Consider the following 23,777-nt stretch of genomic DNA (forward strand, 5'->3'; position numbering starts at 1 on the left):
CTCGACCCCTTCCGTCATCAGCCGAGGCCGATGGATGCCGCAGCCTGCTGCGTCTTCTGCAGGCTCGCGGGGTCGGCGTCGACCAGACCGGTGATCTGGTAGATGGCGGTGAGGGCTGCGACGCCCTCCTTCGTCTTGGCGTACGACTTCATCGCGTCGGAGATCTTCGTCTGCCACTTCTCGCTCAGACCGGAGCTGATCGAGACGCCGTCGTTCGGGATCTCGTCGGTCAGCGCGAAGACGACTACCTTGTCACCGACGTCGGGGGTGTCGCCCTGCACGACCGAGCGGGCGTCCCAGTAGCTGGTTCCGACCTCGGCATCGCCGTTGTAGACGGCGAGCACGCTCGCGTCGTTCGCCGTGACCTGCGTCGTCTTGATGTCGTCGAGGGCCACGCCCTCTTTCTTCATCGCGGCGACCGGGAAGATGTAGCCGGCGGGCGAAGCCGCCTGCAGAAGCGACACGGTCGCGCCCTTGATCTTGCTGATCGAAGAAAGCCCTGCAGGGCCGGTGCCGCTCTCTGTGCCGTTGCAGTACAGCATGCCGTTGGCGCCCTTGACCGGCGTGTCCGTGCAGTACTTGTCGGGGTTGTTCGTGAAGAACTGGGCGGCGTAGGTACTCTTGCCCGCGCGCTGCGTCTGCAGGGCTGGTACCGCGCCGTACTTGTCGCAGGCCTGGCTCATCTGCAGGCTCGGAAGCATGCCGATCTGCGCCTGGTTACTGCCGATCGCCTCGACGGCCGCCTGGTAGTCCTGCGTGATGACCCCCTTCACCGGGATGCCGAGGCGTTGGGTGAGCGCCTCCTCGAGCGGCTTCACGGTCTCGACCAGCTTCTTCGCGTCGCCGGAAGGCACCAGCGCGAGGGTGAGCTGCGTGGGGTCAGCGGCCTTCCCGTCGGACTTTCCGGAGCAGACGGCGGAGGCGCCGTCCGTCGAGCCACTTGCAGCGGTCTGCTGCGTGACTCCGCAGCCACTGAGCGCCAGTGTGAGGGCGACACCGAGGCCGGCGGCCGCCGCGATGCTCATCTTTGCGATCTTCATCGTATTCCTTCGTGTGTAGGTGTGCGGGGAGGGTGCGTGAGAGAGGGAGAAGTAGTGGTGACGAACGCGGAGGGGTCTGCAGCCCAGGAAGAGATGCCGAGGTAGAGGTCCTCGAAGCGAGGGGCGACGAGGCTCGGATGCCCGACGCCGGTCCCGAAGCGGTCGATGAACGCTGTCGCGCATCCGGCCTCCGCCGGAAGAGCGAGGTCGTTGCGCCAGATGTCCCCGACCGACATCAGTGCGTCGGCGGGACGGCCGGCCAGAAGCTCGGGGAGAATGCGCTCCCATCCAGTCGGCTTGCCGGCATCCGTGACGACTCGGTCGATCACCGATCGCAGGCCGAGCACGCCGAGCGTCTCGGCGACACCGTCACGAGGAGAGTTCGTCACGAGAACGCGCTCGACGCCGCGTCCGATCTCGTCGAGGAAGCGCGCGAGGCCGGGCGGCGTCGAGACGGCGAGAGCGCCTGAGGCGAGCTCCTGCCTGCTGGTCAGGTAGGCCACGTCGAGCTGTTCCGCCGTGACGTAGCCTGCGGTGAGCGCAGCGACCGCCGCGTAACCGTCGAGGTAGTCTCCGCGGCCGGGAGCTCCGTCGAGGAACGCGCTCAGGCGTGTGCGGATGTCTGCGACGACGTCGTCGCGACCGGGGATGTCGGCGGGGATGGCCGCGATCGCGGCCTCCGCGTATGCCCATACCGGTGCATCGCCGATGCACACCGTGCCGTCGAAATCGAGGACGAGCACGGGCAGATGTTGGGCGGAACTCGTGGGCACGTCTGCGAGCCTACGTCACCGCGGACGTTCCGTTCATAGAAATCCGGATCATGAAACGGGTGTTCATGATCCGTTCACGTCACTGCGGCGAGCCCTCTACCGTGGTTGCCAGCGGCACATCGCGCACGGCGATCAGCCTGTCGACCGCGGCGAGCACCCGCTCCGAGACCGGGATGTCCTCGTCCGACTGGTCGTGCACCGCGACCCCGAAGCCTGCCATCACCAGCGCAACGGCCGCTGTCGCGTCTTCGCGTGAGGTCGCTCGCTCGATGGCGAGCTGGATGAACTGCTCGCGCACCGAGCCCATCCACTGGGTGAAGGCCGGGACCAGCTCGGGCCGCCGCACGATGATCTCCTTCATGTGGTGACGGTCCATCCGCTGGTCGGCTGGGTCGCCGACCAGCTGGCAGAGCGCCGGGACGAGGTCGCCGGTCGCCGTCCTGAACTGGGCGATGACGTCATCGGAGATCGCCTGCTCGGGCAGGCCGAGCGCAGCGGCCGCCTTCGACTGGTAGTAGTTGAAGAAGGTGCGCGGCGAGACTCCCGCGACCTGACAGATCTGCTCGATCGTCGTGCCGTCGAGCCCGTTCTCGTCGACCAGCTGCAGAGCTGCCTCGTGGATCGCCTGGCGCGTCTGCTGCTTCTTGCGCTCGCGCAGAGGCTCGGCGTCGGGTACGTGCTGCTGGGTGGTGGTCATCGTGCTTCCATTCTGCCCGCCGTGGAGCTCGGGCGGCCGTCGTGTGGCCGCCCGAGCCCTTGGCGTCAGGCTGTCTGAACCTGGATAGATCCCGTCTCGCTCATTCCTGCCGCGTCCGCCTGCTCCTGCAGGGCCGACGTCTTGCGCAGCGGTGGCACCCTGAAGAACAGCGACAGGATGAACGCGATCAGCAGCACGCCGAACCCGACCCAGTAGACGAGCACGATCGACTTGGTGAAGCCGACCATGAACGGCTGGGAGAGACGACTGTCGGCGCCGTTCAGGAACGACGTGTCACTCGTGGCGTCATTCGAGGACGCTGAGGCCTTCGAACCCGCCTTGTCCAGCTGCTTCTCGAGCGCCGGCGTGAGCTCGTCGACCCAGTGTCCGCGCTGGGTGGCGTTCGCCCAGTTCACGACGACCCGTCCGTTCTCGACGCTGGCGTTCGCCTTGTCGGCGACCGCGGCGAGCGCGGCGCTCTCCGCCGCGGGCTTCGCGGCAGCGACCTGCTGGTCGATGAGCGTCTGGGCGAATGACTCGGGCACGGAGCCCGCTGCCACCTGCTGGTTGATCGCGGTCGTGACCTTCTCGGTGACCGCCTTGTCGGCTGCTGCACGAGCTGTAGCGGATGCCTGGTCGAGCTGCTGCTGCACGTTCTGCTTGATCGGCGTGACGATCCCGGTCCACTGCTGCTTCATGATGGCCGCGTTGTGCGGAGCAGAGGCAACGGCAGGGTCGAGGGCGGCGTCGAGCGCAGAGGTGAGCGTTCCCCTGTCGGACGTGGCGTTCAGGATGTTCGCCGGCAGCACCGAGAACAGCACCGACAGCATGACGGCCGTCCCGAGCGTTCCACCGATCTGGCGGAAGAACGTCGCGGCGCTGCTGGCCACACCCATGTCGGTGGGCTGCACCGAGTTCTGGCTCGCCAGCACCAGCGACTGCATGAGCTGGCCGAGGCCGAGGCCGACGATGAAGATGCCGAGCATCAGGAACCACAGCGGGCTGTCGTACTTCAGGAACGTCAGGAAGAAGAAGCCGACGGCCGTGAACAGCGTGCCCGTGACCGGGAAGATGCGGTATCGACCGGTACGTGCGGTGATCTGACCGGAGGAGAGCGCCGCGATCATCAGACCGACCACCATCGGGATCATCGCCAGACCCGAATTGGTCGGGCTCAGACCCACGACGATCTGCAGATAGAGCGGGATGGTGAGCATCGCACCGAACATCCCGAACCCGACGAGCACACCGATCACGGTCGCCATGGAGAAGGTGCCGGAGCGGAACAGCTTCAGCGGGATGATCGCGTCGTCCTTCATCAGACCTTCGATGATGATGAACGAGAGGATTCCGATGGCGCCGATCACGTAGCACGCGATCGAGCCGCCGCTGCTCCAGCCCCAGGTGCGACCCTGCTCAGCCACGAGCAGCAAGGGGACGACCGCCACGATGACGGCCGCTGCACCCCACCAGTCAATGCGCGGCTTGGTCTTCTTCGCCATCTTGGGCAGGTGCAGGAACATGATCACCATGATCAACGCGGCGATGCCGACGGGCACGTTGATGAGGAAGACCCAGCGCCATCCGGTGACCCAGAGGATCTGGTTCGCACCGGCGAACAGACCGCCGATCAGCGGGCCGATCACCGTCGAGATGCCGAACACGGCGAAGAAGTACCCCTGGTACTTGGCGCGTTCGCGCGGAGCGAGGATGTCGCCCATGATCGCCAGCGGCAGTGCCATCAGAGCACCGGCGCCGAGGCCCTGGAAGGCTCGGAACGCGGCGAGCTCGACCATCGAGGTCGAGAACGACGAGAGGAACGAGCCGATGATGAAGATGACGATGCCGAAGATGAACAGCGGGCGGCGTCCGAAGACGTCGGAGAGCTTGCCGTAGATCGGCACGGTGATCGTCGAGGTGATCAGGTAGGCGGTGGTGACCCATGCCTGCTGGTCGAGCCCGTGCAGGTCATCCCCGATGGTGCGGATGGCCGTGCCGACGATGGTCTGGTCGAGGGACGACAAGAACATGCCGGCCATCAGGCCGTAGATGACGAAGAGGATCTGCCGATGCGTCATGATCGGCTTCGATCCGGGCGTCGGGACCGGTGAGGTCCGCGCCGGAGCGGTGGTGGTTGACATGCGAGCCCTTCGGGTGACGAGAGACGATTCGCGCACGTCGCCCTCGCCGTATGGTCGGCACCGGGCGCCGACGCTGGCGGGCAATTTCTTGCAGGCACTGCAACAATAACTCTTCGTTGCATATCGTGCAAGTTTGCGTTCCTGCATGTTTGCAGAGAATGCATCTGCCGCCGCCGGTCCCCCGGTCGCCCCCGCTCAGCTCATCGCGCCCAGGAGATCTCGTCGAGCTCGCGAAAGAGACGCTGCTGCGTCAGTGCCTGCTCGATGGCCACGACGACGCCGGCGAGCACGGGATGACGCGACTCGTCCGCACCCCGCCAGACGACGTCCGACTCGGAGATCGCACGAACGGGCGCGGCCCCGACCTCTTCGATCACCGCGACGAAGGCACCGGCGCGACTCAGCGGGGAGAGCAGCTCAGCCTTCCCGTCCTGCGCGTCGATGAGGTTCTCCATCAGGTCCGTGCGGCCGAACTGCGTGGTGACCCCGCCGACCGTCAGACGGTCCTCCGTGTAGTGCAGCACAGCGGTGCCCTTCGAGCCGCGCACCGTGATGAACGGGTCGTCTTCGCGCGGGCCGGCGAGCGTGAACGCGCAGGTCAGGGTGCCGTCGAAGGTCTTCCTGCCGCTGTCGCTGGGATGCACCCGCAGGGCCGACGTGTCGTCGACGTCGATCGGGTTGGCCCGGTACAGGTCGGTCTCCACTGCGGCGACTGCGGCCGAGTCATCCCACCCTGCGATGCGCAGCGCCGTCATCAGGGCGTGCGCGAACGGGTTCGCCACGGCGCCGTCCGCGACGCGGATGCCATTCAGCTCGCGTCGCCCTGCCCAGGGAGCGCGGGTCCAGTAGGCGCGGTTACGCGTCCACGAACCAGCGGCGCCGATCGCCTCGATGACTCCCAGATCGCCCCGCGCGATGAGCGCCATGAGCTCGGCGAGCGCCAGGGACCCGAGGCTCTGGAACCCCACTTGCACGAGGCCGCCGGTCTCGCGCTGCACCTCGCTGAGCCGACGGAGCGCCTCAAGGTCGGTGACGGGAGGCTTCTCGAGCAGCACGTCGGCACTGGTGCGGAGCGCACGAGCGGCGATCTCACCGTGCGTGTGCAACGGGGTCGCCACGACGATGACGTCGACGTCGGTCGTCTCGAGCACCGCGTCGAGGGTCGGAAGGATCGGAGGAAGGTCGCCCTCCAGCCGCGTGCCCTCACGCACGATGGGTCCGTCGACCGGGTCGATCAGACCGACGAGCTCGACGCGGCCCTGCTGCTGCAGTTCCTGCGCCCTGAGCACGTGGGCGGCACCATAGCCGTGCACGCCGATCACGGCGACGCGGGCTGGGCGGCCGTCGCCGCGACGACGCGCTGCGATCGTCTCGGTCATCGGGCCACCTCCTGCTCGGCACGGATCCGCACGAGGAAGCTCGTCGGCGTGACCCCGCCGACACGCACGCGAACACCGTCGACGGCATCCGTCGCGCCGAGGAACTCGTAGTCCTGACCGGGTTGATACGGCAGAGGATGCTCGGTGAGATCAGCCCCCTCGACCGCGACGTGGATGCTCGAGCGGCCAGCGCGGTAGACGCCATGGCCGGAGGGGAGGACCCAGGTGCCGTCATCCTGCAGCACGCCGCCCTCGAGGGTGCCGCCATCGCGGAAGCCGAACTCGAGCGACCACCCCAGCTCGGGTGCGTCGATGCCCACCTTGAGGTCGACGCCGTCCTTCAGCAACCGTGCCGCGACGACGGTGGACATGGCCACATCGTCCCGACGTCGCAGCGGGAACGACATCGATGCGCTGAAGCGTCCGTCGTCGACCAGGTCGTAGCGGCCGTCGGCACGACGATCAGCGGCATCCAGCGGCTGGTAGTACGCCGCCTCCAGCTCTTCTTCGAGCACGTATCCGTCGTCGGTCGGTCGCATGGTGGCCGCCCGAAAGGGGCCCAGGTCGAAGAACGCTCGTGAGAGCCGCACGGAGTCGAGGATCGCCTCGCCCGCGAACACCCGACAGAACGTGGGGTTGTTGGCGAGCCCTGAGCGCACCCGACGGTGCGCGGCGTAGTCGGATCCCCCGTACACGACCGACTCGGTGACCCGCGAGCGCCGCCCCGCCAGAGCGACGGTGTCGAAGAAGTAGGAGGCGTCGACGCTGGGCTCGTCTTCCTGCGGCATTCCCTCGATCAGTGCGGGGTTGAGCAGGGTCTCCGCGAGCAGCTCTGGGTCCGCGATCTCGGGCGATGCGGCTCGCCGAGCTGCGGCGGCGAAATCGCCTCGACCCGTCGACAGGGCTGCCGCGCGGAAGAATGCCAGGTAGGGCGCCAATGGGAACCGCGCCCCCTGATCCTGTCGCCGTGACTGAACCGTCTCGACGGTGTCATCGGGGCGGATCAGCGACAGCGTGGTCTCGAGGTTGCGGAGCACGATCGCGTCGAGCTCGGGCAGGTTCAGGATGCGCGCGATGGCCGTGAGCGACGGGTTGGAGACGTGGGCGGCGTAGTTCGGGCTGCGCTCGGAGTACCAGCCGTCCTGGTCGACGTCGATTCCTTCCGCGAGCCACTCGTTCACCCGCGACACGAGGCGTTCGTCGGGGAACGAGCGGTGGATGCGCGCCAGCGCAGCGCTGATCTCCCACCGGTGGTTCGGGGTGTGCACCCCGCCGCGCAGCAGCGGCTCGGTCGCGTCGCGGATGATCGACTCGAGCGTGACCAGCAGTGCACCAAGGGCGGATTCGCCGTCCTGCCCGTTCGACTCTCCGGTCATCATCACGAGGGACGCGTAGGTGTCGCACGCGTCGTTGATCGTGAAGGCGCTGTCGGGCGGCGACTGCAGGTTGTTGCCCCCGACGAAGAGCCCGGAGTCGGACTGCAGCGAGCGAAGAGCGTTCACGCGCGCGGTTGCGGCCTCGACCACGCCGGCACGTTCGGAGCCGGTCGCCTCCCCTGCGGCGACGAGGGACAGCAGTACCTTCGCCTCGCGCATGAGCACCCGGTGCTCGTCGCTCAGGATGTCGGGCCCGTCGTCCTTCAGAAGTTCGAGTGCGCGCCGGTGAGCGGCGCGCACGACGGCGACATGGAATTGCTGGTCTAGCACTGGAGCCTTTCGTGAGCTGAAGCGGATCGGGCGTCGCGCCCTGTCAAACCTTCGTGTCCGATTGGCCGTGCACGAACTCATCGATCTCGAACGGGAGGTGGCCGATCGCGGCGGCCATCAGAAGTTGCCCGGCGACGACTTCGACGGCGACGCGGGAGAATCCCGCGCTGTTACCGACATCGAACTGAAGCGGCGCGCCGTCTCCCAGGTCGCGGCCGATCACGACGAAGCCGGCACCGCTCCCCTCCATCGCGGCCGGGATGACGCGCTCTCGCCCGTCGCCGACCACGATCACCGTGGTGCCGGGTCCGAGCGACTCCCGCGGGCCGTGGAGATACTGCTGCGTCTCGTAGGCCGACGCGGGGATGCGCAGGCACTCGCGTATGAGCAGCGCGATCTCGGCCGCAGCAGCATAGGACGACGCCGAGCCGATCACGTCGACCGAGGATGCCAGCGCAAGGTTCTCACCGAGAGCGGCCGCCGGCTCGGCGAACGCCTGCAGCGATGCTGCGACAGCGGAGGAGATCGAGCGATCGCCCGAGTGCGGCATCCCGAGCGCGCGCGCCAATCGGTCGAAGGCGACGAGCGTCGCCGTGAACCCCACCGTGTACGCCCGCGAGTCGACGAAACCGCCGAGGCTGACGAGAGCATCGGCGACCTCGGATACCGGAGCATCCGCGTCGTTCGTGATGACCAGACGCCTGCCGGTCGGAAAGCGCCGTGCCGCCGCGATGGGCTCCGGGCTGCGGCCCGACTCGGAGACGACGAGCGCGTGGTCCCCCAAGGAACGGACATCCACCCCCTCGACGTCGGAGGCCGGGATGTCGAGGGCACGGATTCCCCCCGAGCGCAGCGCCCTGGCCAGCGCATGTGTCGAGTGGTGTGCGGCACCCATCGCGAGAAGCGCGACGGTCTCGCCCGTGCGCCACGGCTCGACTCCGGAGGGGAACTCGGCGAGCTCTCCGTCGAGCCTGGCCTCCAGTTCCGCGAGCACCGCGGGCTGGGAGGCCATGGCCTCGGCGAAGGTGATGAAGTCGGTCAATCCTTCAGCCCCGCGTTGATGTTGGCGTTCATCACATATTTCTGGAACACGAGATAGATCAGCACGAGCGGGATCAGCGAGATCACCGACGCGCCGAGCAGAACCGACCAGTTGATGTTCTGCGCGCCGACGATGCTCTCGATTCCGATCTGCAGCGTGAACTTGCTCGGGTCGTTCAGCACGAGGAGCGGCCAGATGTAGTCGTTCCACCGCCACTGGAACGAGAAGATCGCCAGCGTCAGCATGATCGGCCTCGACAGCGGCACCATGATGCGGAAGAAGATCGAGAGCTCCCTCGCGCCGTCGATGCGTGCGGCCTCGACGATGTCGTCAGGCACCGTGAGGAAGAACCCGCGGAACATCAGCACACCTGTCGCCGTCAGAATCGACGGCACGATGATGCCGGCCAGCGAGTTGTAGAGCCCAAGGTCGCGGATGACCAGGAACGACGGAGCCAGCATGACCTCGGTCGGCAGCATCGTCGTGGCCAGGATGCAGATGAAGAACACCTTGAGCCAACGGTTCGAGTACTTCGCGAGCGCGTAGCCCGTCGCGCAGCTCGCCGCGACCGTCAGCACCGTGGTGACGCACGCGACGACGATCGTGTTGAGGAAGTACTGCGCGAAGTCGAAGCTCTGCCACGCCGTCGTGTAGCCGGTCAGCGTCCACTGCTTCGGGAGCAGCGTGAGCGGATAGGAGAAGAGGTCTCCCGACGGCTTGAAGGAGCTCAGGATGAACCACAGCAGCGGGAACGCGAAGCCGACCGCGAACACCCACAGCAGCGTGGTCGTCGAAAGGTGCCTTCCGAGTTCGCGGTTGCCCTTGCGCCTCGGCCGCGGCGACCGCCCCGGCTTCGTGCTCGCGGGGGCCGTGCTCTTGCCGGCGATCTCTGCCGATGCGGTCATCGCGATCCCGCCTTCCTGTTCACGAACAGTTGGATGATGGCGATTGCCATCAGGATGAGCATCAGAACGAAGCTCGCGGCGCTGGCATAGCCGATCTGGCCGCGCTGGAAGCCGGTCTGGTAGATGTACTGGACGAGCAGGTTGTTGTCCGTGCCAGGACCACCGTTGTTCAGCGACACGAAGAGCGCGTACTCCTTCATCGTTCCGATCGTCGTGAGCAGGATGACGATGAACGAGGTCGGCGCGATGTTGGGCAGCGTGATCGAGAAGAACAGCCGCACAGATCCTGCGCCATCGAGCGACGCTGCCTCGTAGTACGACGTCGGCACGTTCTTGATCGCCGCGATGAACAACAGCATCGAGAACGCCATGCCGGCCCAGGTCGCCGCGAACACCACGACGAGCAGCGAGAGGTTGGCGTTCGACTGCCACGGAACGGCCTTGCCGCCCAGCGACTCGATGATGAAGTTGATCAGCCCGAAGTTCTCACCGAAGAGCCAACGCCAGACCACGCCGGTGATGATGGGCGAGACGAGCCATGGCAGGAAGAAGATGATCCTCGCCACGGTCTTGCCCTTGGAGTACCTGCTCACCATGAGGTTCGCGACGAGCAGCGACACGACGTAGCTGAGCGGCACGACCACGATCGTGAACTCGAGAGTGCGCAGTAGCGCCGCGTAGAAGTTCGGGTCGCCGAAGAGCTGGGCGTAGTTGCTGACGCCCACGAACTGCGGGTCGCCTACCCCCGTGTAGTTGGTGAACGAGTAGCCGAAGCCGATGACGGCCGGCCACACGAAGAACAGGGCGAAGAGCACCACGTTCGCGGAGATCAGGATGAGCGGTGCTGCCGTGTAGTGGTTGAATCGCGAGCGACGCCGGCGTGGCCTCGGGGCGGGGGTCTCCCTCCGCCCCGAGGCTGATGCCGGCGCCGTTGTTCCGGTGATGGTCATGGTGTTGTCCGCCGGTGGCGCGATCGGCTACTTGCCGACCTGCTGGTTGTAACCGGCGACGATGTTCTGCAGGGCGACATCCGTCGTCTCCTGCCCGTTGATCGCCTTGCCGACCTCGGTGACGGTCGGGTCGGTGGTCAGCGACTTGCCGGCGAGCACCCACTGGGTCTGAGCCTGGTTGAAGTAGCCGGAGATGGGGGCGTAGAGCGGAAGCTCCGAGTTGTACAGCTTGAAGGCGTCCTGAGCAGCGGTCGACTTGAACGGGTAGACCGGGTTGAGTCCGCTCTCCACCGGCAGGTAGCCGTTGACCTCGGTCAGCTGCTTGTACTGCTTCGGCTCGTACATCCACGTCAGGAAGTCCTTGGCAGCCTTGGACTCGCTCGAGTTGTTGTTGAACGCGACGACCAGACCGCCGGAGTTCACGTCACTCGCCTGCACCGGCTGCGCAGGCGTCGGAACACTCGCCCAGTCGAAGGAGGTGATGGTGTCGGCGAACGACGCCACCTGCCATACGCCCGACCAGTACGCGACGACCTGGCCGCTCTGGAACAGCGCCGACGGGTCCGCGCCGCTGGTCCACACCGACTTCGGGATGATCGAGTCGTTGTTCAGGCTCACGAAGTAGTCGACGGCCGTCTTCGTCTGCGAGTCGACGGAGAAGACGCCCTTCGAGTTGGCGTGCACGTACTTGCCGCCCATCTCGTAGACCATGGCGCGCAGACGCGACGGCGACGCGTCGAACGTGAGATCGTATTTGGCGTTGGTCGCCTCGCGCACCTTCTCAGCGGCCTTGATGAACTCGGCCCAGGTCCACGTCTTGTCGGGAGAGGTCGGGTACGAGACGCCCGCCTTCTCGAACAGGCTCTTGTTGATGAAGAGTCCGGATGCGGTGACGTCGGACGGGATCGCGAGGACCTGACCGTTCGAGGTCTTCGCGACGAAGTTCTGGTTGATGTTGTCTGACTTCGTCTTCACGATCGACGAGAGGTCGATCAGCTTGTTCGTCCAGATGGGGTCCAGGGCCGGCACGCTGGCGATGTCGGGCAGGGCGTTGGCCTGCGCGGCGTCGTGCAGCTTCGTCGAGTATCCGCTGTAGGGGATGTTGACGATCTTGACCGTGACGCCCGTGTCCTTCTTGTACTGCTTCACGAGCTGGTCATAGCCGGCCTGCTGGGCGGCGCTCGACGAGAGCCACAGCGTGAGCTGCTTGGTGTCGCTCGACGACGATGACGCACCGGATGACGAGCATCCGGCGAGCACAAGCGCCGCGGCGGACACGGTCGCGACTGACGCCAGCACTCGGCGAAGTCGGGGCGTCCCCGTCTGGAATTTCTTGAGAGTCATCATTGATTCCTTCGATGGAGGCAGAGCGTGTCGGATACAGGACCCTCCGGAACGACCTGCGGATGGTTCGATATTCATATCACTATGATGAATAAGTATCAAACACAGCACGGCAGATTCGCATGCTCATCCGTGATCTTCAATGATGGATAGGCTGTTCGGTCTGATGTGAAACTCCTCAATGGGGAAGGACGGCCACGGGGCATGAGACCGACAGACGCGCTGGTCGTCGAACGAGCGCAGCGTGTGCTCGATGAGCGGGTGAGACCCGCGATCCGCGCGCGCTGCATTCCTCTGCAGCTCGAGGCCGTCGCGCTGCCCGGGGAGCCGATCGCCCCCGCTGGCGCGCTTCGCCTCGACTATGCGCCGTACCGCGTCGGCACACCGTGGGGACGTGCATGGTCCACCGTGTGGTTCAGGGCGAGCGCCCGCGTACCCGAGGAATGGAGCGGTCTCAGGGTCGAGGCGGTGGTCGACCTCGGGTTCGACTCCACGCTCCCCGGCTTCCAGTGCGAGGGCCTCGCCTACACGCCGGCGGGTGAGCCGATCAAGGCGATCAACCCCCGTAACCAATGGGTGCCGATCGAGAACACGGCGGGCGACCCTGTCGAGTTCTACATCGAGGCCGCGGCGAACCCGAACCTGCTCGACCATCTGCCGCTGTTCCCCACCTGGCAGGGAGACCGGCTGACGGCATCCGACGAGCCGCTCTACGTCGTGCGTCGCGCCGACCTGACGGTGTTCGAGGCCGAGTGCCACGAGCTCGCGGTCGACCTCGAGGTGCTGCTGGAGTTGCAGGCCGAGCTCGACGACGGCCCTCGCCGGTCATCGGTGCTGCGGGCGATCGACCGCGCGATCGACGCCGTCGACCTGCACAAGGTGCCCGAGACTGCGCAGGATGCCCGTGCCGTTCTTCGTCCCGTGCTCGAGAGCCCCGCATCGGCGAGCGAGCACACCCTCTCGGCCATCGGCCACGCACACATCGACTCCGCGTGGCTCTGGCCGATGCGGGAGACCGTGCGCAAGGTGGCAAGGACGACAGCCTCGATGACCCAGCTGCTGGACGAGACGCCGGAGTTCCTCTACGGCATGTCGAGCGCTCAGCAGTACGAGTGGCTTCGCGAGCACCGCCCCGAGGTGTACTCGCGCGTTGCCGAGGCGGTCCGCGACGGGCGGTTCGTGCCTCTGGGCGGCATGTGGGTGGAGAGCGACGCGGTGCTCCCTTCCGGCGAGTCGCTCGTGCGCCAGTTCGCCTACGGCCAGGCGTTCTTCCGTCGCGAGTTCGGCATCAGCTGCAAGGGCGTCTGGCTGCCGGACAGCTTCGGCTACTCCGGGGCACTCCCCCAGCTCATCAAACGAGCGGGGTTCGAGTGGTTCCTCAGCCAGAAGCTGTCGTGGAACCAGGTGAACACGTTCCCGCACCACACCTTCTTCTGGGAGGGCATCGACGGCTCGCGCGTGTTCAGCCACTTCCCGCCGATCGACACGTACAACGCGCGACTCTCCGTCGGCGAGCTGGCGGGCGCGAGGCGCCGGTTCGCCCAGGCTGATAGGGCGTCGGGCTCCGTCGCGGCGGTCGGCTGGGGCGACGGCGGCGGCGGCACCACTCGGGAGATGGTCGGCAGGGCACGGAGGCTCGCGTCCCTCGAGGGAAGCCCTCGCGTCGTGTGGGAACGGCCCGACGACTTCTTCGACCGGGCACGGGCCGAGCTCCCCGATGCTCCGGTCTGGGTGGGCGAGCTCGTGCTCGAGGCGCACCGCGGCACGCTCACCAGTCAGCACCGCACCAAACAGGGCAACCGGCGTGGCGAGCAGCTTCTCGTCGAGGCCGAGCTCTGGGCAGCGACGGCGGCTCTTCGGGTCGGGCTGGAGTACCCCTACGACGAGCTCGACGCCCTGTGGAAGACGCTGCTGCTCCACCAGTTCCACGACATCCTGCCCGGCACGTCGATCGCGTGGGTGCACCGCGAGGCGGTTGCGACGTACGCGGCACTCGCGCAGGGCGCAGAGTCGGTCATCCAGAGGTCCCTCGAAGCGCTGGTCGGCGTCGGCGAGACGGAGCTCGTCGTCAACGGATCACCCTTCGAACGCTCCATGGCGCCGGCGCTCGGCGTCGCCGTGAAGACGACAGCCCGGCCATCCGCCCCGGTCGTCGAGCGAACGCGTGACGGTGTTCTCATCGACAACGGCGTCATCCGAGTGCGTGTCTCGACGGACGGGCTCATCACTTCGGCGGTCGACCTCGCGACGGGCATCGACGCCATCCCGGCGGGAACGCCCGCCGGACTGCTGCAGGTTCACCAGGACTTCCCGAACACGCGCGATGCGTGGGACCTCGACGTGCACTACCGCAACAGTGTCGAGAACCTGAGCCGGGCGGACTCCTTCGAAGTCGAGTGCGACGACGAGGGCGTGCACGTGCACGTGATGCGCGGCTACTCCGCGTCGAGCATCAGCCAGGTGATCACGGTTGCGCCGGCGTCACCCCTGGTGAGCGTGAAGCAGTCCACAGACTGGAACGAGCACGAGCGCATCCTCAAGGTCGCCTTCCCTCTCGCGGTGCACGCCGATCACACGGCGGCCGAGACCCAGTTCGGCTACGTGAAACGAGTCACGCACTCCAACACGAGCTGGCAGACCGCGCAGTTCGAGCACTCGATGCACCGCTTCGTGCACGTCGAGGAGCCGGGCTTCGGCGCGAGCCTGATCACCGACTCCACGTACGGCTACGACGTGCTGCGCGACACGGATGACCAGCGCGGCGTCACCACGACGGTGCGACTCTCCCTCCTGCGTTCGCCCCGCTACCCCGATCCGACGGCCGACCAGGGACTTCACACCCACGAGTACGCGCTCGTCGTCGGATCCGACATTGCGGATGCCACCCGCGCGGCAATCGAGTCCGATGTGCCGCTGCGCGCCATCATGGGGTCCAGAACCGTCGATCCACTCGTCAACATCGACGGTCGAGGAGTGCTCGTGTCGGCCGTCAAACTCGCTGCAGACCGCTCGGGCGACCTCATCGTGCGCCTCTACGAGCCTGCAGGGCGTCGGGCGTCCGCGACGATCCGCGTCGACGAGGCATACGGCTCAGGCAGGGCGGTGTCGTTGCTCGAGGAAGACTCGGACTCCCCCGTCGGCACGTCTCCGGACGAGAACGGACGCATCCGTCTCTCCCCGTTCGAGGTGCTCACCCTCCGCTACCCAGCTCCGGGCACCGTCGCCCTGCAGCAGAAGGGACCTCTCACGTGACCTCCATGCACCACGGCGACGGCGCCGACGGGATGCACACCGCGCCCGCGAGGCGCCGCACCGCGACCACCCGAGACGTGACTCAGATCAACCGCACCGCGATCCTCGACATCCTGAGATCGAGCGGACCGCTCTCCCGGCGCGAGATCCGTCACGGCACCGGCCTCAGCTCGGCGACCGTCGAGCGGCTGTGCCAGGCGTTGCTCGAGGAAGGGGCCATCGAGCTCGGAGGCTTGGACAGGTCTGCGGCGGGACGTCCTTCCAATCTGCTGAGGTACGTCGCTGACATCCGCAGCGTCGCTGCGATCGATGTGACCGAGAACAACGCTCGCGGGCGCATCCTCGATCTCGGCGGCAAGGTGCTCTACGAGGCCTACGAGCCCTTCCGGTTCCAGAACTCCAGTGCCCCGACGGCTCGCCTGGACGGACTGCTCGCACTCGTCGACCGCCTCACCTCGGAGGAGACCGGGCTGCGCGCGCCGCTGACCGGGATCGGTATCACGCTTCCGGGAATCACGCACGACGGCGTCGTCGTCAACGCACTCGAGCTGGAATGGATGAACGTGCCGGTCGCGAAGGTCATCGCCGAGCGCACCGGGCTCCCCGTGCTCGCCGAGAACGACGCCAACGCAACTGCGTACTGCGAGCTGCTGCACGGCGCAGCGCGGGATGCCGAGAGCGCCGTCGCTCTCGTGCTGGGTACCGGCATCGGAGCGGGCATCGTCAGCGAGGGCCGCATCCATCGCGGGTTCGGGTCCGCGGCGGGCGAGGTCGGCTACCTCCTGACCTCATCTGCGTCGTTCTCCCGCTACTTCACCGATCTCGGGGATGTCGAAGGCACGATCTCCGCCGAGATCCAGCCCTACATGCAGTCCGGCGACGGACACGTGGACCGACGCATCGGGCCCGCCTTCCGCGCCATGATGAAGCTCGTCGAGGAGGGCGACGCGGCCGCCGCTCACGCCAGAGACGAGTTCTTCGACAACATCGCGCTGATCTGCGCCGCCATCACGGTCGTTCTTGCTCCGAGCGTGATCGTGCTCGCCGGCGCCTTCGCGCAGTACAGCGACCTGTCCGCCGAGCAGATCGCGCGAAGGCTCATCGGCCGCATCCCCTCGGTTCCCACGATTGTCGCGAGCCGACTCGGGTTCGACGCCGCGATCACCGGCATCGGCGACCTCGCGATCGAGCGCGCTCGCACGGCGACGTACCTCGCATGATCGAGGAATCGCGGTTCGATCGTCTCGTCGGTGTGGATGTCGGAGGAACGAAGACGCACCTCGCGTGCGTCGACACGGCAGGAGAGCGACGCGACGTCATCCGCGCTTCGTCGGACTGGCGCAGCGGCCATCTGTTCTCCGACGACGGCAACCTGCCGCGCCTCGCCGCCTGGATCGGATCCCTCGCGCGACTCGACGAGGGCACGCGGGTCGTCGTCGGGCTGCGTGACTGCGATACGGATGCCGACCTCGAGGTCTCCCGCTCCGCGCTCTCCGACGCACTCGGACTGCCGGTGCAGGTCGAGAACGACGCCGACCTGCTCGCGCCGGCGATCGGGGCCGAACACGCGATCGCCATGATCGTCGGCACCGGGTCCATCGTGAGCGCCCGTGACACGAGCGGAAGGCGCGTGACCGCCGACGGTCACGGCTGGCTGTTCGGCGATTGGGGCAGCGGCCCAGGGCTGGTGCGCGACGCGATCGGGCGACTGCTCTCTCATTCGGACCGCGGCGGGTCACAGGATGACCCGCTCATCCACGCGCTCTGCGATCACTTCGACGCCCGCGACGCGATCGAGCTCGCCTCAGCCGCGACGATCCGCGCCGACCCGGAGGTCTGGGGTTCGGCCGCCGTGCGCGTGTTCGGGGCTGCTGACGAAGGCTCGCTCCTCGCACACGACACGATCGCGGCTGCAGCGGACCGTCTGGTGGATGGCGTCGATGCGGTGCTGCGGCGCGGAGGCCTCGGTGACCGCGTCGTCGCCGCCGGCGGCGTCATCGTGAACCAGCCCAGGCTGCGCGACGCCGTGCGGGATCGCCTCGCGCTGCGGCACGATCCGCTCGGCCTGCACACACTCGATGCCGCCCCGGTCGAGGGCGCCCTGCGGCTGGCCGAGCGGATCGTCGCCCGATAGGTCGCGCTAGTCGGCCGACTCCTCGAGCGATTCGCCCTGGGTTTCAGGCCCGAAGTACACAGCGACCGCCATGATCGCGTACATCACCGCGATCACGACGAACATGAGCACGGCGCCGCCGGCGTCGAAGAGCGCACCGGCGACCACCGGCATGATCGAGGCCGAGATCAGCGCGACCGTGACGGAGAGGCCGGTGCCGAACGCGCGCACCCTCGTCGGGTAGAGCTCGGGAGCCCAGATCCAGGTGGTCGTGTTCAGCAGGATGAACATCAGCTGAAGCACGCCGCCGAAGATCAGGATGAGCGCCGCAGACGACGAGACGCCGAACGCGATCGCGACCAGGATGGCGATCACGGCTCCGTATCCCAGCACGAAGCGGCGCTTGAACTTGTAGCCGAAGACGCTCGAGAGGATCGCGCCGACCAGACCGCCGATGTTGATGATCGTCGTGTAGAGCAGCGACGAGCCGATGTCGAAGCCGCGCGAGACCAGCACCGTCGGCATGAACACGGTGATGGCCACCTGCGCACCGAACGTCATGGCCGACACGACCCAGATGATGATCGTGCGGCGGGCGAGGCCACGGGAGAAGATCTCGCTGAAGCGCACGCGCTCCGGCGGCAGCGTCGTGCCCTCCGGGATGGTGACGTAGTCGTTCACCTTCATGTCCTTGGGCGCCCGCAGCTTGTTGATCGCCAGTCGGCTCAGCACCGAGTTGGTCTCGCGGATCTTGCCGTTGGACAGCAGGAAGCGCGGTGACTCCGGCATGAAGAGGCGGTAGACGAAGACGAGCAACGCGGGAAGCGCAAGCAGTCCGAGCAGCCAGCGCCACGCGACGTCCGGCCCGCCGAGGACGTTCTGCAGAGGCCCGATGATGAGCGTCGCGAGCGCGGAGGCGACGAAGATGCCGAGGCCGCCCGCCGCGATGTTGACGGTCGCGACGGCCGCTCCTCGCGCCTTGGTCGGCATCGTCTCCGCGACCAGTGTGATGCCGGTGTTGAGCTCGCCGCCCAGCCCGAGTCCCACGATGAACCTGGCGACGAGCAGCACCCCGATGTTGGGCGCGAAGGCTGCGAGCAGTGCGCCCAGCGTGAAGATCAGCAGGTTGTACATGTACGTGGTACGACGGCCGAACTTGTCGCCGGTGATGCCCGCGACGAACGAGCCGACGGCCATGCCGGCGAAGGTGAGGGTGGTGAGCAGACCGACCTCCGCGCCGTTCAGCTTCCAGAGCTGGGCGATGCTCGGGGCTGCGAGTCCGACGTTGTACTGCTCGATGGCGTCGAACAGCGCGCCGCACGCGACGAGCACGAGAATCCAGACGTGTGCGCTGCGGAAGGGGATGGCGTCGAGCGCCGAGACCATCTCCTTCTCGGCTTGACGACGGAGCCGATCGGTCGAGCCGGCGCGTGCCGGACTCGGGCTGGATGCAGACATGGGTTTTCCGTTCGTGATGGGGGCGGGGCGTCGATGCCGTGTCGCCCGTCGGGGATGGAACGCGTCAGGTGAGGAGCCCGGCCGCGATCGGTTCGGAGACGAGAGCGCGGCCCACCGCGCCCGGGTCGTGGAAGCCGTCCTCGTCGAGGACGACGCGTCCGCCGCTGACGACGACCTGCGGCCATCCGTTCAGCTCGCGGCCTTCGTAGGGGGTGTAGTCGGTCGGCATGTGCAGTCGGTCTGTCGAGACGGTGCGCGTCTCGTGAGGGTCGAGGATGACGAGGTCGGCGTCCGCGCCGACGGCGATCGCCCCCTTGCCGCCCAGGCCGTTCAACCGTGCCGGGTTGGTGGAGAAGAGTGCCACGAACCGCTCTAGGGAGAGGCCGCCGTCCGTGACGAGCTGGGTGAACGAGACGGGGAGTCGGGTCTCGACCCCTGGCAAGCCGTTCGGCATCTCGGTGACGTCGTCATGGCGGTCCAGCTTCTGCTCGGTCGAGTAGCAGCAGTTGTCGGAGCCGATCGTGTCGATGTCGCCGGTCAGCGCCCGCCGGTTGAGCTCGGCGACGGTCGCGGCCGGGCGGATCGGCGGGGAGCAGACGAAGCGTTCGGGATGTTCGCCCTTGTACACGCTCTCGTCCAGGTACAGGTAGTGCGGGCAGGTCTCGGTGTAGGCGCGGATGCCGCGGTGCCGTGCCGAGCGCACCAGGTCGACGGCCTCTGGAGTCGTCTGGTGCACGAAGTACACGGGCGCATCCACGTACTCGGCGATGGACAGCACCTCGGAGACCGCGGTCGTCTCGGCGACCAGGGGCCTCGTGCCCGCGTGGCCCGAGGCGTCGATGGTCCCGTTGGCCGTCGCCTCGTTCTGCGCGTCACGGATGATGTGGTTGCCCTCCGCGTGCACGTAGGTGAGACCCCCGACCTTCTTGAGGGCGCGCATCACCTGGAGAATGGTGGGTTCCGAGGCCATCACGACGCCCTCGTAGGTGGTGAACATCTTGATGGTGCGGATGCCCAGCTCGACCAGCTGCTCGATCTGGGCCTCTGCTCCGTCATCCCACCGCACGATGCAGCCGTGCAACGCCGAGTCGCAGCGCGAGCCCTGCGCGAGCTCGCGTCTGCGCTCCGCTGCCACGACCGGGTCGGCCTCGTACGTGTCGGGAATGGCGAAGTCGATCATCGTCGTCGTGCCGCCCCAGAGCGCAGCGATGCTGGCGTGCTCGTAGTCGTCGAGCGCGGTGTACGCGCCGAGCTTCTGGCCGATGTGGCAGTGCGGGTCGACCCCACCCGGAATGACGATGCGCCCGGTCGCGTCGATACGCCTGGCCGCCACGGGCACGGGGAGCGCGGGGTCGAGCAGGGCGACGACCCGTCCCCCGTCCACCACGACGGTGGCCTCGCGACGACCGTCGGCGTTGACCACCATTCCGCCGTAGACGATCAGCTCGGCCGGCGCCTGGCCTGGGTCGATGGCGGGTTCGGACATGGGGCCTCCTTGAGTGGGCGGTCGAGTCGGTGGTCGAGGTCGGGGAGTTCGGGGGTCAGCGTGTCGGGTACGGGAAGATCGTCGCGTCGAGGCCGCTCAAGTGGGCCCGCATGGCCTGAGCCGCGGCATCCGGATCTCCTGCCGCGATCGCGTCGAGCAGTGCGCGGTGCTCGTCGATCTGGCTCTGCCGGTTCTCGGCGGTCGCCATCGCGTGCTGGTTGATGAGCATCCACAGCGGATGGTGCTCTGCGTCCACGAGCTGGCCGACCATGTCTCCGAGAAGGCTGTTGCCGCACGCCCTCGCCACATCGACGTGGAAACGCAGGCCGAGGGTGATGAAGAGCGGCATCTGGTCGAGGTCGTCGACGAGGGTCTCCATCGTGTCGAGGTCGGCACGGATGCGCGCGAGGTCGTCTGCGCTCATGCGCTCGGCGGCCATCCTCGACACGCTCGGCTCGAGCACGATGCGGCTCTCGATCAGCTCGCGCGGCGGAACGTCGAGCGCCGAGCCCTCCGTGCCGCCGATGCGCACAGGGCTGCCGAGCAGGTACACCCCGTCGCCATGGCGGATCTCGACCACCCCGATGAGCTCGAGCACGAGCAGCGCCTCGCGTGCGACGGTCCGAGACACCCCGAAGCGCACGCCGAGGTCCCTGTCCGGCGGCAGACGATCACCGACCGCGAACTCCTTCTTGGCGAAGGCGGTCAGCAGGCTGTGCGCGACCTCGACATACCGCCGACGTGATCGTGCCGGGAAGGGCTTCTGGCTCTCCGTTGCACTCTCGACCGAGCTCTCTACTGCGCTCTCCACTGGGTCGCATGCCTCCTGAAATTGGTCGTATCTCTGTACCGGAGAAGTTATATCTCTCCGAACGGGATCGCAAGCGGGCACAAACAAAGCGCCCCTCGGAGGTGCATTCCGAGGGACGGGACGGCGACGGATCGGCAGCGGATCAGGCCCGGCATATCTACCCAGCTGCCACGGGCGGAGTTACCATGAGCGGGTCAGAGCACCATCGCTCGCGCACACGATCCACTCGGCATCCTTCAGGCCGCCGCGTCGAAGCGGCACCGGCCCGCTCCTTCCGGAGCACCTGCGTCTCTCACCTTGAGTTGCTCACCTCGAGAAGAAGGGTCGCGCATGAGTGCGACAGCCGATCGCGCCACGGTCGCGGGATGGACGCTCGTTCCTCTTGCGCTCGCGCAGTTCATCTGCTCGTTCGCCGGCTCCAACATGAACGTCATGCTCAACGACATGAGCCGTGACCTGGGAACGACGGTTGCAGGCATCCAACTGTCGATCACGCTGTTCCTGCTCACGATGGCGGCGCTCATGGTGCCGTTCGGCAAGCTGACCGACCTCATCGGGCGCAAGACCTGCTTCTTGCTCGGGCTCGGCGTCTACGGCGTCGGAGCCGTGATCAGCGCGTTGTCCCCCGGGCTCGGCTTTCTGATCGTCGGCAACTCGATTCTGGAGGGTGCAGGGACGGCGCTGCTCATCCCGCCCGTCTACATCCTGGTGACCCTGTACTGGAAGAACGTGCAGGCGAGGGCACGGTCGTTCGGACTCGTCAGCGCCGCTGGCGGCATCGGGGCGGCGGCCGGGCCGCTGATCGGCGGGTGGATCTGCAGCGCGATCAGCTGGCGAGCGGCCTTCGGGTTCCAGGCGATCGTGATCGTCGTCATCATCGTCTTCGCTCTCTCGCTGAAGGACCCGATTCCCGCAGATCCCCACCGCCCCTACGACGTCGTCGGCGCGGTGCTGTCGGGCGGCGGCCTGGTGGCGATCGTGGCGGGCATCCTGGTCATCGACACCTCTCCTGTTCTCGGCGTCGTGCTGCTGGTGGTCGGCGTCGCCGTGATCGCCGGGTTCTTCGCCTGGATCCGACGCCTCGAGCGACGCGGCCGCGAGCCTCTTCTCTCCACCTCGTTGTTCGCCAACCGCACCTCGAACCTCGGTCTGGTGACCCAGAACTTCCAGTGGCTCCTGCTGATGGGCATCTCATTCCTGGTCTCGAGCCACCTCCAGGTCGTGCGCAACTACAACGCGATCGAGACCGGAGTGATCTTCACGGCTGCCACGCTCGGCATCCTCGTGTCGTCGCTCGCGGCCGGACGTCTCGTGCGGTACATCCCCCAGCGCACACTCGTGCTGACCGGATTCCTGGTCACGGCCGTCGGCGCCGTCGCGCTCCTGCTCGTGGGCGCAATACCGGGTGCCTGGCCCTATGTTCCTGGCCTGCTCATCATCGGCCTGGGCATCGGCGTCATGCTGACGCCCAGCGTCAACCTGGTGCAGTCGGCGTTCGACGAGGAACGGCAGGGCGAGATCTCCGGCCTGTCCCGCAGCATCTCCAATCTCGGATCGAGCTTCGGCACCGCCATCGTCGCCACCATCCTCGGCCTCGGCGTCGGGCAACGCGCGAACGGCTATCCACTCGCCATGACGGTGCTCGTCGTCGTGGCGATCGCAGGCTCCGTCGTCTCCGGATTCCTTCCGGGACGCGCGACGGCGACCACTACCGCGACGGCGACGCACGGGTGAGGCCGACATGACTCAGGTACGACCCACTCCGCGAGAGCGTGCCGGAATCGTCGCCGTTCTCGCCTATGTCGTCGGGCGGCTCTTCCACCGCGAGCGGCTCACTCCCTTCCGCGAGCGGGAGAGCGGCCCGAGGCTGTCGTCGGCCAGGGTGAACGTGTTCGACACGATCGTGATCGCGCTTGCCCACGGCGTCATCGCGCTCCTGGCCTGGGTGGTGCTCGGCGCTCTGCTGGCGGCGAGCTTCACCGATGCGACCGTGTACTTCCTCTCTGCGATGACGCTCGCTGCTGTCGCAACTGCCGTCACGGCCTACATCGTCTTTCTCTCGGCAGCCGAGATGAGCCTCATGCGTCTCTCGACGGTGCTCGCGGTGTTCGCCGTCGTCGGGCTCCTCGCCTCGATGCTCAGCGCGCCCGATCCGCACTGGTGGCAGAAACACCTCAGCGCTCTCGGCATGTCGAACACGTTCTCGTCGCTCACGTTCAACATCACCCTGATCCTCGCCGGCCTGATCATGGCCGCGATCGCCCGCTACGCCACAGATCTGCGGGGCATCGAGGACCGTGCCCTCCGAGCGGCATCGATGCGTCTCCGCGTCGGGCTGATCCTGATCGGCGTGCTGCTCGCCTGCGTCGGTTTCTTTCCGCTCGATGTCTCGGCCACCCTGCACAACGTCTCGGCGGTGGGCATGCTGATCACGTTCAGCCCCGTCGTGTTCTGGGTGCGCAAAGCGCTGCCGACGGCGCCCCGATCCTTCTTCGTGTTCGGCTATCTCGCGTTCGCCGCCGTCGTGGTCGTCGCGGTGTTCTTCGTCGTCGGCTACTACGTGCTCACGGCCACCGAGCTGATCGCCGGGGCGATAGTGTTCGGCTGGCTCGTCGTCTATCTACGCGTCAGCGGTGCTGCCCAGCGTCGATGAGAACCGGAGCGCCTCGACCCCGCCCGT

The 23,777-nt window shown here is 67.1% G+C and carries 18 protein-coding genes; 5 read left to right on the forward strand and 13 right to left on the reverse strand.

The features are described 5' to 3' along the window. Window positions 1-17: 17 nt before the first annotated feature. The 10 genes from phnD to ACYVDN_RS08890 form a co-directional block, all read right to left on the reverse strand. Entirely contained in the window at window positions 18-1,040 is a 1,023-nt protein-coding gene (gene phnD, locus ACYVDN_RS08845) for a type 2 periplasmic-binding domain-containing protein (protein WP_460570492.1), read from the reverse strand. Then, complete coding sequence (locus ACYVDN_RS08850; RefSeq protein ID WP_460570494.1) at window positions 1,037-1,813, reverse strand: HAD family hydrolase; 777 nt, start codon at window positions 1,811-1,813, stop codon at window positions 1,037-1,039. The genes phnD and ACYVDN_RS08850 overlap by 4 nt, the downstream gene beginning before the upstream one ends. Window positions 1,814-1,892: 79 nt before the next feature. Then, window positions 1,893-2,510 (reverse strand): TetR/AcrR family transcriptional regulator, encoded by a 618-nt coding sequence (locus tag ACYVDN_RS08855; RefSeq protein ID WP_460570496.1) that lies wholly within the window; start codon window positions 2,508-2,510, stop codon window positions 1,893-1,895. Window positions 2,511-2,575: 65 nt separating this feature from the next. Further along, entirely contained in the window at window positions 2,576-4,588 is a 2,013-nt protein-coding gene (locus ACYVDN_RS08860; RefSeq protein ID WP_460570498.1) for an MDR family MFS transporter, read from the reverse strand. A gap of 263 nt (window positions 4,589-4,851) precedes the next feature. Further along, window positions 4,852-6,030, reverse strand: a complete 1,179-nt coding sequence (locus ACYVDN_RS08865; RefSeq protein WP_460570500.1) for a Gfo/Idh/MocA family protein — start codon at window positions 6,028-6,030, stop codon at window positions 4,852-4,854. After that, window positions 6,027-7,736, reverse strand: a complete 1,710-nt coding sequence (locus ACYVDN_RS08870) for a hypothetical protein (RefSeq protein WP_460570502.1) — start codon at window positions 7,734-7,736, stop codon at window positions 6,027-6,029. The genes ACYVDN_RS08865 and ACYVDN_RS08870 overlap by 4 nt, the downstream gene beginning before the upstream one ends. 43 nt (window positions 7,737-7,779) lie before the next feature. Continuing rightward, window positions 7,780-8,778: an SIS domain-containing protein gene (locus ACYVDN_RS08875; protein WP_460570504.1), complete on the reverse strand. Its 999-nt coding sequence runs from the start codon at window positions 8,776-8,778 to the stop codon at window positions 7,780-7,782. Beyond that, entirely contained in the window at window positions 8,775-9,683 is a 909-nt protein-coding gene (locus ACYVDN_RS08880) for a carbohydrate ABC transporter permease (protein ID WP_460570506.1), read from the reverse strand. The genes ACYVDN_RS08875 and ACYVDN_RS08880 overlap by 4 nt, the downstream gene beginning before the upstream one ends. After that, window positions 9,680-10,633, reverse strand: coding sequence for a carbohydrate ABC transporter permease (locus ACYVDN_RS08885; protein ID WP_460570508.1), 954 nt, complete (start codon window positions 10,631-10,633; stop codon window positions 9,680-9,682). The genes ACYVDN_RS08880 and ACYVDN_RS08885 overlap by 4 nt, the downstream gene beginning before the upstream one ends. A gap of 27 nt (window positions 10,634-10,660) precedes the next feature. Next, window positions 10,661-11,977 (reverse strand): ABC transporter substrate-binding protein, encoded by a 1,317-nt coding sequence (locus ACYVDN_RS08890; protein WP_460570510.1) that lies wholly within the window; start codon window positions 11,975-11,977, stop codon window positions 10,661-10,663. A 204-nt stretch (window positions 11,978-12,181) separates the two neighbouring features. On the opposite strand from ACYVDN_RS08890, the gene ACYVDN_RS08895 reads away from it, so the two are divergent. From ACYVDN_RS08895 to ACYVDN_RS08905, 3 genes are read left to right on the forward strand one after another with little or no spacing between them, the layout of a single operon-like run. Further along, window positions 12,182-15,229, forward strand: coding sequence for an alpha-mannosidase (locus ACYVDN_RS08895; protein WP_460570512.1), 3,048 nt, complete (start codon window positions 12,182-12,184; stop codon window positions 15,227-15,229). Window positions 15,230-15,234: 5 nt separating this feature from the next. After that, a complete protein-coding gene (locus ACYVDN_RS08900) occupies window positions 15,235-16,449 on the forward strand; it encodes an ROK family protein (protein WP_460572301.1) in 1,215 nt (404 codons plus the stop codon). Next, window positions 16,446-17,363: an N-acetylglucosamine kinase gene (locus ACYVDN_RS08905; RefSeq protein ID WP_460570514.1), complete on the forward strand. Its 918-nt coding sequence runs from the start codon at window positions 16,446-16,448 to the stop codon at window positions 17,361-17,363. The genes ACYVDN_RS08900 and ACYVDN_RS08905 overlap by 4 nt, the downstream gene beginning before the upstream one ends. A 6-nt stretch (window positions 17,364-17,369) precedes the next feature. Here ACYVDN_RS08905 and ACYVDN_RS08910 read toward each other — a convergent pair whose 3' ends face one another. From ACYVDN_RS08910 to ACYVDN_RS08920, 3 genes are all read right to left on the reverse strand, one after another. Continuing rightward, window positions 17,370-18,800: an MFS transporter gene (locus tag ACYVDN_RS08910; protein ID WP_460570517.1), complete on the reverse strand. Its 1,431-nt coding sequence runs from the start codon at window positions 18,798-18,800 to the stop codon at window positions 17,370-17,372. Window positions 18,801-18,864: 64 nt separating this feature from the next. After that, window positions 18,865-20,286, reverse strand: coding sequence for an amidohydrolase family protein (gene hydA, locus ACYVDN_RS08915; protein ID WP_460570519.1), 1,422 nt, complete (start codon window positions 20,284-20,286; stop codon window positions 18,865-18,867). Window positions 20,287-20,341: 55 nt separating this feature from the next. Further along, complete coding sequence (locus tag ACYVDN_RS08920) at window positions 20,342-21,097, reverse strand: FadR/GntR family transcriptional regulator (protein ID WP_460570521.1); 756 nt, start codon at window positions 21,095-21,097, stop codon at window positions 20,342-20,344. A 330-nt stretch (window positions 21,098-21,427) separates the two neighbouring features. Here ACYVDN_RS08920 and ACYVDN_RS08925 point away from each other — a divergent pair, with 330 nt between their 5' ends. Continuing rightward, a complete protein-coding gene (locus tag ACYVDN_RS08925) occupies window positions 21,428-22,831 on the forward strand; it encodes an MFS transporter (RefSeq protein WP_460570523.1) in 1,404 nt (467 codons plus the stop codon). Window positions 22,832-22,838: 7 nt separating this feature from the next. Further along, the gene (locus tag ACYVDN_RS08930; RefSeq protein WP_460570525.1) at window positions 22,839-23,750 is read left to right on the forward strand and encodes a DUF998 domain-containing protein; all 912 of its coding nucleotides are present in this window, start codon (window positions 22,839-22,841) and stop codon (window positions 23,748-23,750) included. Window positions 23,751-23,777 lie beyond the last annotated feature (27 nt).

Source organism: Humibacter soli, from assembly GCF_054779035.1.